A 16,923-nucleotide genomic window follows, 5' to 3' on the forward strand; every position below is an offset into this window, starting at 1 on the left:
CCAAACGAAAGACCCCAGCCGCTCCGGATCGTCCCGGACCGGCGTACTACCTGGGTCCCCCGCTCCTGCCACACGTGGATGGGTGGATGTGTGGTCCGGTCGGCGGCAGGATTCGGCGTTCCGTCCGGATTGAGGGTGAACGTAAGCGAGTCGGACGGCCGGAACAAGCGGCTGTTTTCCGGCGTGGCCCGCCACGCGAATATCGTCGGGCACCACCCGTCACCCTGTGTGGATTACGGATCTTCCGCCCCCTTGCGAGGCGGCCTCCGCCTCTCCCCGCGTCACCACGCAACGTCACGGATATGATCCTGCTCACCCGACGCACCCCATCTCCCCTGCTAACAGGGCAGGTTAGGCACAACGTCGCAATACGGACAGCTGCCCGTTCTGGCGGTCTCCCGTCGCGCGCGACGAGTCCGATGGATACGCGTCCGGATCCCGCCCCGCCGCCCTCCGCACCCCTGATCACCGCGGAACGGATGTCGTAGGGTCGGGAATCGACCTCGCCGGCGAGTCGCGTCGGCGGCAGACACGGAGGAGCACGCCGTGACGCAGCAGCTTCCGCACGTCCCTTCGGCCGAGCCCGAGCTGTCCGGTGTGCGCAACTTCCGCGACCTGGGCGGCCTGCCCACCAGGGACGGCAGGCGGGTGCGCGGCGGTGTGCTCTTCCGCAGCGGCCATCTCGCCCACGCCACCGCGTCCGACGCGGCGTTCCTCGCGGGGCTCGGGCTGCACACGGTCTTCGACTTCCGCAACTCGGCGGATCTGAGGCTGGACGGCGCGGACGTCGAACTGCCCGGCGTGCGCCACGTGAACATCCCGCTCTCCGACCCGGCCGACGGCGCGGAGTTCTGGCGGATGGTCCGCGACGGCGACCTCGGCCAGTTGCGCGTGCTGCTCTCCGAGGGAAGGGCGGCGGCCCGGATGATCGGCTCGTACCGGAAGATCATCACGGAGCGCACCGCCGAGCACAGCCGGGTGCTGCACGCGCTCGCCGGGGAGGCGGCCCCGGCGCTCATGCACTGCGCGGCGGGCAAGGACCGCGCCGGGCTCTCCGTCGCGGTCACGCTGCTGGCGGTCGGGGTGGAGCCCGAAGCGATCGAGGCCGACTACCTGATGTCGAACGATCCGCACCGGCGCTACCGGGTCCGTCGCGGCGACGACTCCCCCGCCGCGACCTCGCCCGAGGTGATGGAGCTGCTCAGTCCGCTCTTCGACGCCCGCGCCGCCTACCTCGCCGCCGCGTTCGAGAGCATCGAGAAGACCTGGGGAAGCACCGAGCGCTATCTGGGCGAGGGCCTCGGGCTCACCCCGGGGACACGCGAGCGGCTGCGCGACCGGCTCCTCGAGGACACCTCTCAGCCCTTGGCTCCGACGGTGAAGAGCAGGTAGAGGAAGAACGCGAGGATGTGGCCCGCCACCAGATAGGCGAAGAGCCGGACGACCAGCCCCACGGGGAACGTCTTCTCCTCGTCCATCACCCCCTTCGCCGCCGGGACCGGCGCTGCGGACGCCGCGCGGGCGGCGGTGTCGGTGGCATCGGTGGTGGCATCGGTGGTGGGCGCGGTCTTCTCTGTCTCCGGCATGATGGCGGACCTCTCTCGGCAGATCAGCGGCGATGGCCTCCGCCGCCGAGGCACAGCTCGGCGGCGGAGCTACGCAGCAGGGTGTGGACGAAGAGCAGCTCGGTCCCCTCAGGACCGGCGGCGGCGATCCGGTGCGGGGTGAGCGAGTCGAAGTGCGCGCTGTCCCCGGGGCCGAGCAGGTGCACGGTGTCCCCGAGGTTCAGCCGCAGCGGCCCTTCGAGGACGTAGAGCCACTCCTCCCCCGGGTGTACGCGGACGAGGTCGCCCTGCGCCCCGTAGGGGACGTCGAGCCGCAGCGGCTGCATGACCCGGCCGGCGGCGCCGGCCTGGTGGTACGTCCAGCCGTCGGCCGCCACGGGCTCCGGCCGGCCGGCCCTGACGATGGGGTCGCGCTCCGGTGGCTGCTCGCCGAGGAGGTCGGAGACGGTCGTACCGTAGGTACGCGCGAGACCGAGCAGCATCGGCAGCGAAGGCTGTCTGCGCCCTGTCTCCAGCCGGGACAGATGGGCGGGCGAGAGCCCCGCCCGCCGGGCCGCCGCTTCCAGGGTCAGCCGCCTGTCGCGACGCAGCTCGCGCAGCCGGGGTGCGACGTCGGGCAGCTGGTCGGCGGGATCGCCGGGCCCTTCTCCGGCAGGAGATGTGCTCATGCCCCCATTGCGCCAGCATTTTTCCTCAGAGGCAAATTTCTTGCCTCCGAGGCAAACACCGAAAGATCGATCCGTACGCTATCTGTTGGCGACCGCCTGCTTCACCAGTGTCTTCCCGAAGTCCCACATGAGCCCGCCGCCGCCGCCGTGGGCGTCGTCCATCACGGCGGTGAAGGCGGTCACGAAGCGGTCGACCTCCCGCTCCCCGATGGTCAGCGGCGGAATCAGTTTGATCACTTCCAGATGGTCGCCGGAGACCTGGGTGAGGATCCGGTGCTTCTGGAGCAGCGGTACGACCACCATCTGTGCGAAGAGTCCCTTGCGGGCTGCCTGGAGCATGGTCCACCGGCCGCGCAGCTTGATCGAGTCGGGGCGGCCGAACTCGATCCCGATCATCAGGCCCCGGCCACGCACCTCGTGCAGCAGTTCGTAGCGGTCGACGAGCGCGGCCAGCCGGGTCCTGAGCAGATCGCCGGTGGCCCGCGCGTGGGCGACGGTCCCCTCGTCCTCCATCACGGCGAGCACGGCCAGACCGGCCGCCATGGCCTGGGCGTTCGAGCCGAAGCTCGCCGAGTGGACCAGGACGCGGTCCATCGAGGAGTAGACGCGCCTGAAGATCCAGTCCTTGCCGAGGGTCGCCCCGACCGGCACATAGCCGCCGGAGAGCGCCTTCGCCACGCAGACGAGGTCCGGCTCGACGCCCTCCTCGTGCTGGTAGGCGTAGAAGTCGCCGGTCCTGCCGAGCCCGGTCTGCACCTCGTCCGCGATGAGCAGCGCCTTGTGGCGGCGCAGCAGCTCCTGGGCGGCGCGCAGGAAGCCGGGCGGCGCCTCGTGCACGCCTTTGCCCTGGATCGGCTCGACGACGAACCCGGCGACGTCGCCCCGTCTCAGCTCCCGCTCCAGCGCGTCGAGATCGCCGAGCGGGATCGCCGTGTCGGGCAGCAGTGGCGCGAATCCGTCGCGGAAGCCGTCCTCGCCGTTGACCGACAGCGAGCCGGTGGTCAGTCCGTGGAAGGCGTGCGCGCAGTAGAGGATCCTGGGCCGGCCGGTGGCGTAGCGGGCGAACTTGAGGGCCGTCTCGACGGCTTCGGTGCCGCTGTTGCCGAAGAACACCCGGTCCAGATGCGGGCTGTGGGCGAGGAGACGTTCGGCGAGGAGTCCGGGCAGCGGCTGGCAGTCGAAGCGGGTGAGGTCGGCGAGGGAGGCGTCGAGGACGTCGTGGAGGGCCTTGCGGACGACGGGATGGTGGCGGCCGAGCCCCATCACGCCGAACCCGGCCAGCATGTCCAGGTAGTCGTTGCCGTCCTCGTCCCAGAAGTAGGCGCCCTCGGCCCGCTCGTAGACCCGGTCGAAGCCGATGGTGCGCAGCATGCGCGGGAGCTGGTGGTTGAGGTGCCTGGTGTGCAGCTCGTAGCGCTCGGCGCCGCGCTCCGCGAGGAGTCTTCCCAGGTCGAAGCCCTGGGGTCCGGTCGTCATTCCTTGTTCTCCTTGGGGCCGAGTGCGGCGCTGATCCGTCCCGCGATCTCCACCGGGGTGAGGCCGATGTCGGCCAGCACCTCGGCGCGCTTGGCGTGGGCGAGGAACTGTTCGGGGATGCCGAAGGTCCGCAGCGGTACGTCCACCCCGGCGTCGCGCAGCGCCTGGCCCACGGCCGAACCCACGCCTCCGCTGCGGCTGTTGTCCTCCACGACGGCGACCAGCCGGTGTCCGGCGGCCAGTGGCGCGAGCTGTCCGTCCACGGGCTTGACCCAGCGCGGGTCGACGACGGTGCAGCCGACGCCGCGCTCGGCGAGCAGTTCGGCCGCGGCGAGGCAGACGGGCGCGAGCGCGCCCACCGAGACGAGCAGCACCTCGGCGTCCTCCGCGCGGCGCAGGACGTCCATGCCGCCGAGCCGCCCGACGGCCTCGACCGGCTCGCCCGCCGACTCCTTGGCGAACCGTACGACGGTCGGCGCGTCGGCCACGTCGACGGCCTCGCGCAGCTGGGCCCGCAGCTGATCGGCGTCGCGGGGGGCGGCGATCCGCAGGCCGGGCACGCACTGGAGGATCGACATGTCCCACATGCCGTTGTGGGAGGCGCCGTCGGTGCCGGTGATCCCGGCCCGGTCCAGTACGAAGGTCACCCCGCAGCGGTGCAGGGCGACGTCCATCAGCACCTGGTCGAAGGCGCGGTTGAGGAAGGTCGCGTAGACGGCGACGACCGGATGGAGGCCGCCGGTGGCCAGACCGGCGGCGGAGACCGCCGCGTGCTGCTCGGCGATCCCGACGTCCCAGACCCGGTCGGGGAAGCGCTCGGCGAACTTGTCCAGGCCGACCGGCTGGAGCATGGCGGCCGTGATCGCCACGACGTCCGGCCGCCGTGCGCCGATCTCGGCGATCTCGTCGCGGAACACCGAGGTCCAGGACGGGCCGGCCGGCGGGGTCAGCGGCTCGCAGGTGAGCGGGTCCATGGCGGCCACGGTGTGGAAGCGGTCGGCCTCGTCCTCCAGGGCGGGCGTGTAGCCGCGGCCCTTCTGGGTCAGGCAGTGCACCAGTACGGGGCCGCGGAAGCGCTTCGCCCGCTGGAGGGCGGACTCCACGGCGGCGATGTCGTGGCCGTCGACCGGCCCGAGGTATTTGAGGCCGAGGTCCTCGAACATGCCCTGCGGGGCGAAGGCGTCCTTGAAGCCCTTCTTGGCGCCGTGCAGCGACTCGTAGAGCGGCCGTCCCACGACGGGGGTGCGCTGGAGGACGTCCTTGCCCCAGGCGAGGACGTCCTCGTACCCGTCGGTGGTACGGAGGGTGGCGAGGTGGTTGGCGAGGCCTCCGATCGTCGGCGCGTAGGACCGTTCGTTGTCGTTGACGACGATGATCAGCGGACGGTCCTTGGCGGCGGCGATGTTGTTGAGCGCCTCCCAGGCCATGCCGCCGGTGAGCGCCCCGTCCCCGATGACGGCCACGACGTGCTCGTCGCGGCCGAGCACGTCGCGCGCCTTGGCGAGTCCGTCGGCCCAGCCGAGGGCGGTGGAGGCGTGCGAGTTCTCGATGACGTCGTGCGCGGACTCCTCGCGGGAGGGGTAGCCGGACAGGCCGCCCTTGCCGCGCAGTTTGGAGAAGTCCTGCCGACCGGTGAGCAGTTTGTGCACGTAGCTCTGGTGTCCGGTGTCCCACAGGACGCGGTCGACGGGCGAGTCGAAGGCCCGGTGCAGGGCGAGGGTCAGCTCCACCACCCCGAGGTTGGGCCCGAGGTGGCCGCCGGTCCTGGCCACCTCGCGGATCAGGAACTCTCTGATGTCCCCGGCCAGTTCGCCGAGTTCGTCCGCGGTCAGCGCCTTCAGGTCGCGTGGCCCCCGGACTCCTTCCAGGATCGACACGTACAGGCCCCCTCTTGGATACGTTTCGGCTCACGGCGGCGGCGGGCGCCTCGTGGGCCACCGGCGGCGGGCCCCTCCCCGGGGCCCGCGGTGGCCGGCCGGGCCGGTGGCGCGGGAAGGCCCGACGCGACCGGCTCGCCGGCGCTCCGACGTCACCGCGTTCCGACGACCGTCTCCCGGGCCGCCCGCAGGGACTCCTTCAGCGAGCCCATGGTGGCGAGGACGGCGGTCGGCTCGTAGCCGCAGTGCGCCATGCAGTTGGCGCAGCGCGGGTCCTTGCCGCGGCCGTACTTGCTCCAGTCGGTCTCCTCGACGAGCTGACGGTACGTCGGCACATACCCGTCGCTCATCAGGTAGCAGGGGCGCTGCCAGCCGAAGAGCGAGTAGTTGGGGATGGCCCACGCCGTGCACGGGAAGTCGGCCTTGCCTTCGAGGAAGTCGAGGAACAGCGGCGAGTGGTTCAGGCGCCAGCGTCCCCTGTTGCCACCGGAGAACGCCTTCTTGAACAGTTCCCTGGTCTGTTCGACGCCCAGGAAGTGCTCCTGGTCGGGGGCCTTCTCGTAGGCGTAGGCGGGCGAGATCATCATCTCGTCCACCTTCAGTTCGTCATTGAGGTAGTTGAGCACCTCGATGATCGTCTGCGGGGTGTCGGTGTTGAAGAAGGTGGAGTTGGTGGTCACCCGGAAGCCGCGGCGCTTGGCCTCCTTGATGGCCGCCACGGCCTCGTCGAACACACCCTCCTTCGCCACGGACTCGTCGTGCCGCTCGCGCAGCCCGTCGATGTGCACGGCGAAGGCGAAGTAGGGCGAGGGTGTGAACTTGTCCAGCTTCTTGCGCATCAGCATCGCGTTGGTGCAGAGGAAGACGTACTTCCGTTTGGCCACGAGCTGGCGGACGATCTCGTCGATCTGCGGATGCATCAGGGGCTCGCCGCCCGCGATGGAGACCATCGGCGCGCCGGACTCCAGCACCGCCCCGACGGCCTGGGCGACGGGCATGCGCTGCTTCAGGACCCCGGCGGGGTGCTGGATCTTCCCACAGCCCTCGCAGGCCAGATTGCAGGCGAAGAGCGGCTCCAGCTCGACGATGAGCGGAAACTTCTCACGCTTGCGCAGTTTCTGTTCGAAGAGATAGGTCCCGACCCGGATGGTCTGGCGGAGCGGCATGGCCATCTAGCTCACCTCCTGGGGAGCAGCAAAGAACGGTGCCATTCATGAAAAGCAGGAAGGACGGCACGAAGAACACGAAAGGCTGATATTCCACCGCGCACTGTGCCAATACGGACCAGCTCATGCTCTGGAGCGTCCACGATCACCCGGACGGCCGCAACCGGGCGTGGCCCGGACGCCAGCGCGCCGCGCAGCGTGGCGGCGGACTCCATGTCCACGGCCAGCGCCCCGGTGGCGCGCAGCTCGGCCCGCTCCCGGCCCCGTACGACATGGTCGGAGCCGGTCAGCGGCCCGGTGTGGACCGTGTGCCCGGGTACGGCCCTGACCAGGGCGTCGACCAGCAGTCCCGGCCCCGTGCAGGGGGTGGTGCCGGCCGGGCCCCGGGTCTCCTCGGCGACGATCAGGTCCCCCGGGCTCATGCCCGGGGCGAGCCCGGCACAGAATCCGGACGCGATGACGGCCGCGTCCCTGTGCGCGGGCTCGCCGAGCGCGCGTGCCACGGCGCGCTCGGCGTTCTTGGGGCCCATGCCCGTACGCAGCACGGTCACCGGTCCGGCCGCCTCGCCCCGGCCGCCGCGCAGCGTCCCGCGCAGGGCGAGGCGTTCGATGGACAGGGCGCAGGCGATCAGCAGCGAGGGGGGCGGAGCGGGCCGGGACGACGGCCCCGAGGACCGCTCCATCAGCTGCCCTTGCGGGTGCCGGCGAGTGCCGTGAGGGCCTTGGGCTCTCCGTGGACGTACCGGCCGAGCGCCGTGAGCGGGAAGACCTGCCGGTAGAGGTGGTAGTTGATCGAGAAGTCCCACGGGAAGCCCGTGCCGGTGAAGTACGGCTCGTCCCAGGAGCCGTCCTCCCGCTGTGTCTCGGCGAGCCAGGCGACCCCGCGCTCGACGGCCTTGCTCTCCCGCTCCCCGGCCGCGAGCAGCGCGAGCAGCGCCCAGGCGGTCTGGGAGGCGGTCGTGGCGCCGTGCCCGATCCATGCCTCGTCGCGGTACGAGCGCAGGTCCTCGCCCCAGCCGCCGTCCTCGTTCTGGACGGATTCGAGCCAGGAGACGGCGCGCCGGATCGCGGGGTGGGAGGTGGGCAGCCCGGCCGCGGTCAGCGCGGGCACCACCGATCCCGTTCCGTAGACGTAGTTGACGCCCCAGCGGCCGAACCAGCCGCCGAAGGTCTCCTGTTCGGCCAGGAGCCACTCGATTCCGCGCCGGGTGTCGGGGTGGTGGGCCTTGCCCTCGTAGGCGAGCATCTCCACGACGTGCGCGGTGACGTCGGCGGAGGGCGGGTCGATGACCTCGCCGAAGTCGCAGAACGGCAGCCGGTTGGGGAACGGGCTGGTGTTGTCGGCGTCGAAGGCGCCCCATGCCCCGTTCCTGGACTGCATGCCCAGATTCCAGCGGACGCCCCGCTCGATCGCGGCGTCCATCCGCCGACGGTCGGGGTGGGCGACCCGGCGCAGCGCGAGGATCACCTCGGCGGTGTCGTCGATGTCGGGGTAGTTGTCGTTGTGGAACTCGAACGCCCAGCCGCCCGGGGTGAGTCCGGGTCTGCGCACCTCCCAGTCGCCCGGTCGGGCGATCTGTTCGCCCAGCATCCAGTCGGCCGCCTTGACCAGTGCCGGGTGGTCGGGGCTCAGCCCCGCGTCGGCGAGCGCGATGGTGGCCAGGCAGGTGTCCCAGACCGGGGACTGGCAGGCCTCGATCATCCGGGCCCCGTCCGCGCGGCGCACGGCGAACCGGTCGAGGGATTCGAGTCCGGCGCGCATGACGGGGTGGTCGAGGTCGTATCCGAGCAGGTGCAGGGCGATCACGGAGTAGACGGCGGGCGGCTGGATCCCGCCCCAACAGCCGTCGTTCTCCTGGCGCTCGATGATCCAGCGCGCGGCGGCGTTCATGGCGCTCGTGCGCAGTCTGCGCGGCGCGAGGCGGTGGTAGACGTGCAGGGCCCTGTCGAGCCGCTGGAAGACACCGTCCCAGCTGGCGAGCGGGGCCTGTCGGGCGGCGCGGCCACCGGCCTGCGGCGGGCCCGCCAGCTCGTCGAGGGCGAAGGGCGCGGGCCGTACGGGGCGTTTGGCCGAGACGATGGTCAGCGGCACGATGGTCTGCCGGGCCCAGCAGCCGAAGTCGTAGATGTTGAGCGGGAACCACTTGGGCAGGAAGACCAGTTCCGGGGGGAGTTCGGGGAGGTCGTCCCACTTCCACCAGCCGAAGAGGGCCAGCCAGATCCGGGTGAAGACCCGGCTCCTGGCGATGCCGCCGTGTTCGCGTACCCACTGGGAGGCGCGCGCCATGTGCGGGTCGTCGGGCCGGTCCCCGGCCAGTCGCAGGGCGACATACGCCTCGACGGTGGCGGAGAGGTCGCCCGGGCCGCCGTGGAAGGTGGCCCAGGTGCCGTCCGCGCGCTGCTCGCCCCGGATGAAGAGGCCCGCGTCATGGGTGGTGCGGGCGTCCTGGACCCCGAGGAACTGACGTAGCAGCAGATCCTCGGCGTCCATCGCCACGTTGGTGGCCAGGTCGCCCTTCCACCATCCCTGCGCGTCCTGCCTGCCGAGCAGATGTTCGACGGACCGTGCGGTGGCCCGCTCGGCGGCGACCCTGATCGGGTCACCGCCCGGCGGGACGGTGGTCTCGGTCGTTCCGTTGCCCGAAGGTGCGCGGGGTCCCACGGCCCCGGTGCTTCCGTCGGTCGTCGCTGTCATGGCTTCCCCTTCGTGCAGTGGTGTGCTTCTGCTGTGCTGGGGTCTCCGTCGTCCGGCGCGGTTTAAGGGCGGCGGACGGCGACTGCTCGGGATATGGGGATCATCAGCGGGAAAGGAGGCATGAGGGAATCAGGATCATCTCTTCCGTACGACGACGAAGTCGGCGAGCGCGGTCAGCTGCGCCCGGACCTTTTCCGGCATGTCCACACCATCCAGAGCCTCGATGGCGACCGCGTGCTGCCTGCGGGCCTCCTGGGAGGTCCACTCACGGCCACCAGCTTCCTCGATCAACGCTGCCCGGGTGGCGAACTCTTCCTCGGAAAAGGTCTCGAAATCATTGCTTTTCGCGTCGGCGGCCAGCAGTTCGCCGAGCCGCCGCGACGCCGGGCCGCCCGCGGCGAGCGCGGCGACCACGGGAAGGGACTTCTTGCGCTGGCGCAGATCGCTCCATGTCTGCTTCCCGGTGGCCTCGGGGTCGCCCCAGATGCCGAGCAGATCGTCCACGGCCTGGAACGCCAGACCGAGGTGGTGGCCGTACGCCTCCAGCGTGTCGGCCATGCGGTCGTCGGCCCCGCCGAGGACCGCGCCGATGGAGACGGCGCAGGCCAGCAGGGCGCCGGTCTTGTTGCCCTCCATCTCCAGGCACTCCTCGACGGTGACCCGCTCGCGGTGCTCGTAGGAGATGTCCTGGGCCTGACCGTCGATCAGCTTGCGGGTGGCGGTGGTCAGTCGGCGCGTCGCGCGGCCCGCCTCGGGCGTGCCGATCTCCAGCAGCACCTCGTTGGCGAGCGCGAAGAGGGCGTCGCCGACGAGGATGGCCTGTGCGGGACCGTGCACCTTCCACACGGTGTCGCGGTGGCGGCGCTGCTCGTCACCGTCCATCAGATCGTCGTGCAGCAGCGAGAAGTTGTGCACCAGCTCCACCGCCACGGCGGCGGGGACGCCCGTCTCGGCGGTGGCTCCGGCCGCTTCCGCGGAGAGCAGCGAGAGCGCGGGGCGCACCGCCTTGCCGCCGTCGCCGTCGGCGGGCCGGCCCTCGGCGTCGATCCAGCCGAAGTGGTAGGCGGCGACGGTGTCCATGGGCGCGGCGAGCCGTCCGACGGCGGCGCGCAGCACCGGCGTGGACAGGCTCCTCCCGCGCTCCAGCAGCGCGTGGACATCCGCGGTGTCGACAGCCGGATTGGCCGGGGGCACAGTCGGCACGGTCTCTCCTCTTGTTCCAGTACTCGTTGGTGCGGTACTCGGGCTCATGCCGCCTCCTCCAAGGGATGTTCGTGGCGGCGTCCGAGTGCGGAGAGGGCCGCGCCGGCGGCGCTGAGGCCACTGCGCACGGCGCCCTCCATGGTCGCGGGCCAGCCGGTGGCGGTCCATGCGCCGGCCAGGAAGAGGCCGGGGGCGCGGGTGCGGGCGGCCGGCCGCAGCCTGCCCACGCCGGGGGTGGGGGCGAACGTCGCGGTGCGCTCCCGGGTGACGAAGAAGTCCCGTACCTCCGCCCCTCGGGCGGCGGGCAGCAGGCGTTCGAGTTCGGGGAGGTAGCGGGCTCGCAGCTCCGAGACGGGCGCGTCGATGTCGTCGTCGGCCACCGACTGGGACAGCGCCAGGTACTGGCCCTCCTTCAGCCCCGAGGCGTCGGTGCGGTCGAAGACCCACTGGACGGGCGTGCCGAGCGCGGCGAAGAAGGGGCGCCGGAGCACCGGTCGGTCGTAGACGACATGGACGTTGAGGATCGGCGCGGTGCCGATCTCCAGCAGTCGGCCGGGGTGTTCGAGCGCGCCCTCGGGCAGCAGGTCGTGCGTCTCGCGCTGGGGTGCGGCGAGGACGACGGTGTCCGCGTCGAGCCGCTCGCCGTCGACGCCGACGTGCCAGCCGCCGCCGGGGGCGCGGGTGACGGAGCCGACGCGGGTGCGCAGCTCGGTCCGTACCCCGGCGGCGTCCAGCGCCCGGCGGGCCAGGGTGTCGTGCAGGTCGCCGAGCGGGACCCGGGCCCAGCCGATGTCGGCGGCGCCGGGCTCGGAGAGCAGGCCGGTCTTGAAGACCATGGCGGCGAGCCCGAGGGAGGCGTGCGGCGCGGTGGCGTTGAGGGTGGCCACGCCGACCAGGTCCCACAGTGCCTCGATGGTCCGCGCGGACTGTCCGTGCCGGCCCAGCCAGCTGGCGAAGTCGGTGTCGTCCAGGGCCGGGTCGGCGAGGTCGAGCCGCTTGAGGGCGAGCGCGGCGCGCCCGACGGAGGCCCGTTCGGCGAGCGAGAGATGGGGGTACGCGGCGAGCCCGGCCGCCAGGTGCAGCGGCACGGGCCACGCGTTGCGGCGGATCCGGCCGAGCCTGGGCCCGCGCGCGGAGCCGACATCGAGCACCGGGACGTCCAGCCGGTCCTGGAGCGGCGCGAGCGCGGCGCCGTCCACCCGGTCGAGGAACCACCGGTAGGCGGTGCAGCAGCGCAGATAGACGTGCTGGCCGTTGTCGACGACGAGGTCGCCCCGGCGGAAGGAGAAGGCCAGACCGCCGAGTCTCGGCCGTCCCTCGACGAGCGTCACCCGCACCCCCCCGTCGGCGAGCTGGAGGGCGGCGGTGATCCCGGCGAGCCCAGCGCCGACCACGACCGCGTGGTGGGCCCGCGTGCCGTCCTCGGTCGACCTCATACGTTCCCTCCTGCGGCCGTCGTAGTCAGGGACGCGGCACTCGGATCCGAGGTTGAGCCGATCCGGTGCGCACACGCATTCGACGGGAGCGGGGGAGCGGGGGAAACGGCGGGCGGATGAGCGACGCACACGAGGTGCCGCATCAGCCGCGCCTCCTGACAGCCTGCCGGGAGATGGTGCGGGCGTCGAGTCCGGAGAGCCCGCGCACCGCGACGTACGCCTTCTCGTGGCCGGGCAGCGAGACCCGGCCGCGCAGGACGGCCCGCGGGTCGCGCTCGATCCGGTCGAGCAGCCTGCGGTAGATGCCCGCCATGGCGGCCGTGCAGGCACCGCTGCGCCGGTCGAGCAGGGGCAGCAGCCGCAGCCCCTCGGCGAACAGGGCGCGGGCCCTGCGCACCTCGAAGTGCACGAGCCCCTCGAAGTCGGCCCCGGCGCCGGGGGTGGCGCTGTGGAACCCCTCGGAGCAGCCGAACTTGGCGAGGTCGTCGGCGGGCAGATAGGTGCGCCCGTTGCCCGCGTCCTCCCGTACGTCCCGCAGGATGTTGGTCAGCTGCAGGGCGAGGCCCAGGGTGTCGGCGTACTCGGCGGCGCGCTCGGCCCCCGGCGCGCCGGGCACGGTGCCGAACACGCCGAGCGAGACCCGGCCGATGGCGCCCGCGACGCACCGGCAGTAGACCTTGAGGTCGTCCCAGGTCTCGTAGGTGTCGCCGCGTACGTCCATCAGCACGCCGTCGATCAGCTCGTCGAGCCCGCCGAGCGGGATCGGGAACCGCTGGGCCGCGTCCGCGAGCGCGACGGCGACCGGGTCGGTGTCGTACTCGTCGACATTTCCGCCGCGGACCCGCTCCAGCAGGGCGCGGGTGTCGTCGAGCCGCGCCTGCTTGACCGCGGGCTCCAGCGTGCCGTCCCCGATGTCGTCCACCCGGCGGGCGAGGGCGTACATCGCGGACAGGGCTTGCCGCTTGTCGGTCGGCAGCAGCCTGATGCCGTAGGCGAAATTACGGGCCTGCTGCCCGGTGACGGCCTCGCAGTAGCTGTAGGCCGCCAGTACCGGTGCGGACATGGGCGTGTGTCCCTCCATGGTCCCGCTCATCCCTCTCTGTGCGCGCTTCGCAGGACGGCTCCCACTTCGCGCAGCAGACGCGGCTTGGTGGGTTTGGGCGGCCCGGGGAGCACATCGTGCCCGGCGGCCGCGATCGAAACGAGGGCGGCGCGCCCTCCGGCCACGAATCCGGCGAGCAGGAGCCTGAGCCTGCCGTGGACGCTCCCCACCAGGGGGGCGCCCTCGTCCAGCAGCAGCCGGGCGCGTTCCGCCTCGAAGGCGACCAGGGAACGCACCGCGGCCCCGGCGCTCGGCGCGGCCAGCTCCGCCTCCGTGACGTGGAACCGCTTCATGTCCTCGGCGGGCAGATAGACCCGGTCGCGGCCGAGGTCCTCGGTCACGTCCTGGAGGTGCTCGATGATCTGCAGCGCCGTACAGACGGCGTCGGAGCGCCGGATCCGCTCGGGGCTCGCGGTGCCGGTGATCCCGAGCACGAGCCGGCCGACCGGGTTGGCGGACAGCTCGCAGTAGGCGAGCAGGTCGTCGTAGGTCTCGTAGCGCCGCACCAGCTGGTCCTGGCGGTTGGCCCCGACCAGGCCGAGGAAGGGCTCGGGGGTGAGCGAGCGGCGCCGTACGGTCGGGATCAGGCCACGCAGCAGCGGATGCGCGGGGGCCGGGCCCGTCCGGTCGAAGACGCGCCGCAGGTCGGTCTCGAAGGCGTCGAGCATCACGGTCCGGTCGTCCGCGGCGGCGGGGTCGACCCCCAGGTGGCGGGCGTCCGCGCCGCCGGGGGCCAGATCGCCGTCGCCGATGTCGTCCACCAGCCGCGCGAAGCCGTACACGGCCATCAGGTCGTCGCGCCAGGCACGCGGCAGGAAGAACGGGGCCACGGGGAAGTTCTCCTCCGTGGCCTTGTCCAGCGTGGCGCGCCCGGAGGCGCCGGGGTCCACTCCTGGAGCGCCCGTCACAGCGCACTGCCCGGTACGGGGACGGCGGAATCCTCGCGGAGCTGGAGATTTTCCGTCATTGCCGTCACATCTCCCGTTCTACACTGCCGACTCAATACATCCCATTTCGGACACGCCGCCGGTCGCGGCGAGTACGGAAGGCCGCTCGGCGGGCAGGGTGCTCAGTGGGTATTGGCCCCACTTGCCGCGAATCGGCCCAGCACAGCTTACGTTGTACAACTAAGAGGAACACCTCGGGGTGTTGAGCGCATGACGAGAGCATCACGAGGCACTCCAACCCTCCCCGGGCGCAATGGACTTGACCGATTCTTGACAGAAGGCCCCCGCCGGACGGGATCCGGCGGGGGCGGTGGGCCGTCGGCGCGGGCCGGGCCCGGGGACTACTTGCCGGTCTCCTTCTCGTACGCCTTGAGCACCTCGTCGGTGGGACCGTCCATCAGCAGCTCGCCCTTCTCCAGCCACAGCACCCGGTCACAGGTGTCCCTGATCGACTTGTTGCTGTGACTGACCAGGAAGACGGTGCCCGCCTCCTTGCGCAGCTCCCTGATCCGCTGTTCCGAGCGGACCTGGAACCTGCGGTCACCGGTGGCCAGCGCCTCGTCGATCATCAGGACGTCGTGGTCCTTGGCGGCGGCGATGGAGAACCGGAGCCGGGCGGCCATGCCCGAGGAGTAGGTGCGCATCGGCAGGGTGATGAAGTCGCCCTTCTCGTTGATACCGGAGAAGTCGACGATCGACTGGTAGCGCTCCCGGACCTGTTCGCGGGTCATGCCCATGGCGAGACCGCCGAGGATGACGTTGCGCTCACCGGTCAGGTCGTTCATCAGCGCGGCGTTCACCCCGAGCAGGGACGGCTGGCCGTCCGTGTAGACCTTGCCGCTCTCGGCGGGCAGCAGACCCGCGATGGCGCGCAGCAGGGTCGACTTGCCGGAGCCGTTGGTGCCGATCAGGCCGATCGCCTCGCCGCGGTACGCGGTGAAGGTGACGCCGCGGACGGCGTGCACCTTGCGGACCCCGGGCGACTCGCCCTTGCCGCGCCGGAGTATGCGGCTCAGCGCGGCGGTGGCGCTGCCCCGGGCGCTGCCCCCGGTGTTGACGCGGTACACGATGTGCACGTCGTCGGCGATGACGGTGGGGATCCGTCCCTGCTTGTTCTCCTCAGCCACGGCCGTAGCGCTCCTCAGCCTTCCAGAAGTACACGAAGCCGACGACACCCAGCGCCACGGCCCACACCAGCGCCACCAGCCAGACGTGCGCGGGCAGATTCGACGAGCCGTAGCCGTCGATCAGCGCGTACCGGACGAGATCCATGTAGATCGCGGCCGGGTTGTACTGCAGGACGTCGGCGATCCAGGAGGGCTTGTCCTTCAGCATGACCGGAATCGAGAACATCACGCCGGACGAGTACATCCAGGTACGGAGTACGAACGGCATCAGCTGGGCCAGGTCGGGCGTCTTGCTGCCCAGTCTGGCCATGATCAGCGCGAGTCCGGTGTTGAAGACGAACTGGAGCGCCAGCGCGGGGGCCACCAGCAGCCAGGACAGCTTGGGGTAGCTGCCGAAGCCGATCACCACGATGACCAGGACGATCATCGAGTAGAGCAGTTGCTGAAGCTGCTGGAGCGAGAAGGAGATCGGCAGGGAGGCCCGGGGGAAGTGCAGGGCGCGCACCAGCCCCAGATTCCCGGAGATCGCCCGCACCCCGGCCATCACCGAACTCTGGGTGAAGGTGAAGACGAAGACGCCGGTGACCAGGAAGGGGATGAAGACGTCCTGGCTGAAGCCCTTCCTGGTCCCGAGGATCAGCCCGAAGATCAGGTAGTAGACAAGGGCGTTCAGCAGCGGGGTGGCCACCTGCCACAGCTGGCCCAGCTTCGCCTGGCTGTACTGGGCCGTGAGCTTCGCCTGGGAGAAGGCCAGGATGAAGTGGCGTCGGCCCCACAGCTGCCGGACGTAGTCCCGCAGCCCTGGCCGGGCACCGCTCACCGCCAGTCCGTACTTGGCGGCGAGATCGGCCGAGGACAGATCGTCGTCGGGCGAAGGGGGGGCGCTCACAGCGATCGCACCCTCTTGGGTTGTGTCACTCACAAGTTGAAACTTTCGTGTTCAAGATGCGCAGCCGGTCGGGCGCGGGCGGGGGGTCCGCGCCCCGGGAGGAGTACGCCCGATGCTCTCAGAGCCGAGCTTGTCAGATGACGGGCGGTCGGCCCAACCGGGTCAGCCGCCACACCGTACGCCACTTCATGGGACGGCGTGGGCCGCACGGCGTCGCCCAGCCTTCCCGGAACCCGCCGAACCATGCCCGGAGCGCCGGAGCGGACGGACGGCGGACCACGGTGAGCAGGAGCCACACACCGAGATAGCCGGGGACGAGCGGCGCGGGCAGATTGCGGCGGGCCGGCCACACCCGGTTTCGGGCCACCATCCGGTGGTGGACCGCGTGTCTCGACGGCGGCAGGGTGGGGTGCAGGAGGACCAGGTCGGCGCGGTAGTCGATCATCCAGCCGGCGTCCAGCGCCCGCCAGGCCAGGTCGGTCTCCTCGTGCAGCTCGGCGGTGTCGGTACGCGCCAGCAGCCCGTCGTCGTCGAGGAAGAGCAGGACGTCCACGTCCCCGCCTGCCGGGCCGAACGCCTCGATGCCGACGTTGCGGCCGCCGGGGATGCCGAGGTTCTCCGGCAGCTCGACGGTCCGTACCCCGGCCGGGACGGCGCCCACGGGGGCGCCGTTGCCGACCACGACGGTCTCGACGGGGTCGCCGTCCTGCCGGGCGACCGAGTCGAGCAGCGCGCGCAGCTCGCCGGGGCGGTCGCCCATGGTGATGATCAC

15 protein-coding genes are annotated in these 16,923 nt (G+C 71.4%); 1 reads left to right on the forward strand and 14 read right to left on the reverse strand.

What is annotated here, in order from left to right:
• Positions 1-546 precede the first annotated feature (546 nt).
• Entirely contained in the window at positions 547-1,392 is an 846-nt protein-coding gene (locus tag DVH02_RS29425) for a tyrosine-protein phosphatase (RefSeq protein ID WP_114626902.1), read from the forward strand.
• On the opposite strand, the gene DVH02_RS37200 is transcribed toward DVH02_RS29425, so the two are convergent.
• The 14 genes from DVH02_RS37200 to DVH02_RS29495 form a co-directional block, all read right to left on the reverse strand.
• Positions 1,359-1,478, reverse strand: a complete 120-nt coding sequence (locus DVH02_RS37200) for a DUF6126 family protein (RefSeq protein ID WP_407697694.1) — start codon at positions 1,476-1,478, stop codon at positions 1,359-1,361. The genes DVH02_RS29425 and DVH02_RS37200 overlap by 34 nt on opposite strands.
• 131 nt (positions 1,479-1,609) lie before the next feature.
• Complete coding sequence (locus DVH02_RS29435) at positions 1,610-2,233, reverse strand: helix-turn-helix domain-containing protein (RefSeq protein ID WP_114626904.1); 624 nt, start codon at positions 2,231-2,233, stop codon at positions 1,610-1,612.
• Positions 2,234-2,311: 78 nt separating this feature from the next.
• A complete protein-coding gene (locus tag DVH02_RS29440) occupies positions 2,312-3,709 on the reverse strand; it encodes an aspartate aminotransferase family protein (RefSeq protein WP_114626905.1) in 1,398 nt (465 codons plus the stop codon).
• Positions 3,706-5,586, reverse strand: a complete 1,881-nt coding sequence (dxs, locus tag DVH02_RS29445) for a 1-deoxy-D-xylulose-5-phosphate synthase (RefSeq protein ID WP_114626906.1) — start codon at positions 5,584-5,586, stop codon at positions 3,706-3,708. Before dxs ends, DVH02_RS29440 begins: the two co-directional genes overlap by 4 nt.
• A gap of 152 nt (positions 5,587-5,738) precedes the next feature.
• Positions 5,739-6,758, reverse strand: a complete 1,020-nt coding sequence (gene hpnH, locus DVH02_RS29450) for an adenosyl-hopene transferase HpnH (protein ID WP_114626907.1) — start codon at positions 6,756-6,758, stop codon at positions 5,739-5,741.
• Positions 6,759-6,763: 5 nt separating this feature from the next.
• Positions 6,764-7,435 (reverse strand): phosphorylase family protein, encoded by a 672-nt coding sequence (locus DVH02_RS29455; protein WP_114626908.1) that lies wholly within the window; start codon positions 7,433-7,435, stop codon positions 6,764-6,766.
• Entirely contained in the window at positions 7,435-9,447 is a 2,013-nt protein-coding gene (gene shc / locus DVH02_RS29460; RefSeq protein ID WP_114626909.1) for a squalene--hopene cyclase, read from the reverse strand. The genes DVH02_RS29455 and shc overlap by 1 nt, the downstream gene beginning before the upstream one ends.
• Before the next feature lie 135 nt (positions 9,448-9,582).
• Entirely contained in the window at positions 9,583-10,641 is a 1,059-nt protein-coding gene (locus DVH02_RS29465) for a polyprenyl synthetase family protein (RefSeq protein ID WP_114626910.1), read from the reverse strand.
• 53 nt (positions 10,642-10,694) lie between these two features.
• Complete coding sequence (hpnE, locus tag DVH02_RS29470; protein WP_114626911.1) at positions 10,695-12,086, reverse strand: hydroxysqualene dehydroxylase HpnE; 1,392 nt, start codon at positions 12,084-12,086, stop codon at positions 10,695-10,697.
• Between the two features lie 142 nt (positions 12,087-12,228).
• Complete coding sequence (hpnD, locus tag DVH02_RS29475) at positions 12,229-13,179, reverse strand: presqualene diphosphate synthase HpnD (protein ID WP_199566461.1); 951 nt, start codon at positions 13,177-13,179, stop codon at positions 12,229-12,231.
• On the reverse strand, positions 13,176-14,096 hold the full coding sequence (gene hpnC, locus DVH02_RS29480; protein ID WP_114626913.1) for a squalene synthase HpnC: 921 nt from the start codon (positions 14,094-14,096) through the stop codon (positions 13,176-13,178). Before hpnC ends, hpnD begins: the two co-directional genes overlap by 4 nt.
• 380 nt (positions 14,097-14,476) lie before the next feature.
• Positions 14,477-15,262: an ABC transporter ATP-binding protein gene (locus DVH02_RS29485; RefSeq protein WP_114626914.1), complete on the reverse strand. Its 786-nt coding sequence runs from the start codon at positions 15,260-15,262 to the stop codon at positions 14,477-14,479.
• Positions 15,255-16,184, reverse strand: coding sequence for an ABC transporter permease (locus tag DVH02_RS29490; protein WP_114626915.1), 930 nt, complete (start codon positions 16,182-16,184; stop codon positions 15,255-15,257). Before DVH02_RS29490 ends, DVH02_RS29485 begins: the two co-directional genes overlap by 8 nt.
• A gap of 100 nt (positions 16,185-16,284) precedes the next feature.
• A complete protein-coding gene (locus DVH02_RS29495) occupies positions 16,285-16,911 on the reverse strand; it encodes a glycosyltransferase family 2 protein (RefSeq protein ID WP_114626926.1) in 627 nt (208 codons plus the stop codon).
• Positions 16,912-16,923 lie beyond the last annotated feature (12 nt).

The sequence above is a fragment of the Streptomyces corynorhini genome (genome assembly GCF_003346515.1).
In the GTDB taxonomy this organism is placed as follows: Bacteria; Actinomycetota; Actinomycetes; order Streptomycetales; family Streptomycetaceae; genus Streptomyces; species Streptomyces corynorhini.

Excerpts from the sequence above, each read along its gene's own strand:
- DVH02_RS29495 (WP_114626926.1), bottom strand. The coding sequence starts at position 16,911 with ATGGGCGACCGCCCCGGCGAGCTGCGCGCGCTGCTCGACTCGGTCGCC.
- shc (WP_114626909.1), bottom strand. The coding sequence starts at position 9,447 with ATGACAGCGACGACCGACGGAAGCACCGGGGCCGTGGGACCCCGCGCA.
- hpnE (WP_114626911.1), bottom strand. The coding sequence starts at position 12,086 with ATGAGGTCGACCGAGGACGGCACGCGGGCCCACCACGCGGTCGTGGTC.
- DVH02_RS29455 (WP_114626908.1), bottom strand. The coding sequence starts at position 7,435 with ATGGAGCGGTCCTCGGGGCCGTCGTCCCGGCCCGCTCCGCCCCCCTCG.
- hpnD (WP_199566461.1), bottom strand. The coding sequence starts at position 13,179 with ATGAGCGGGACCATGGAGGGACACACGCCCATGTCCGCACCGGTACTG.
- DVH02_RS29440 (WP_114626905.1), bottom strand. The coding sequence starts at position 3,709 with ATGACGACCGGACCCCAGGGCTTCGACCTGGGAAGACTCCTCGCGGAG.
- hpnH (WP_114626907.1), bottom strand. The coding sequence starts at position 6,758 with ATGGCCATGCCGCTCCGCCAGACCATCCGGGTCGGGACCTATCTCTTC.
- DVH02_RS37200 (WP_407697694.1), bottom strand. The coding sequence starts at position 1,478 with ATGGACGAGGAGAAGACGTTCCCCGTGGGGCTGGTCGTCCGGCTCTTC.
- DVH02_RS29435 (WP_114626904.1), bottom strand. The coding sequence starts at position 2,233 with ATGAGCACATCTCCTGCCGGAGAAGGGCCCGGCGATCCCGCCGACCAG.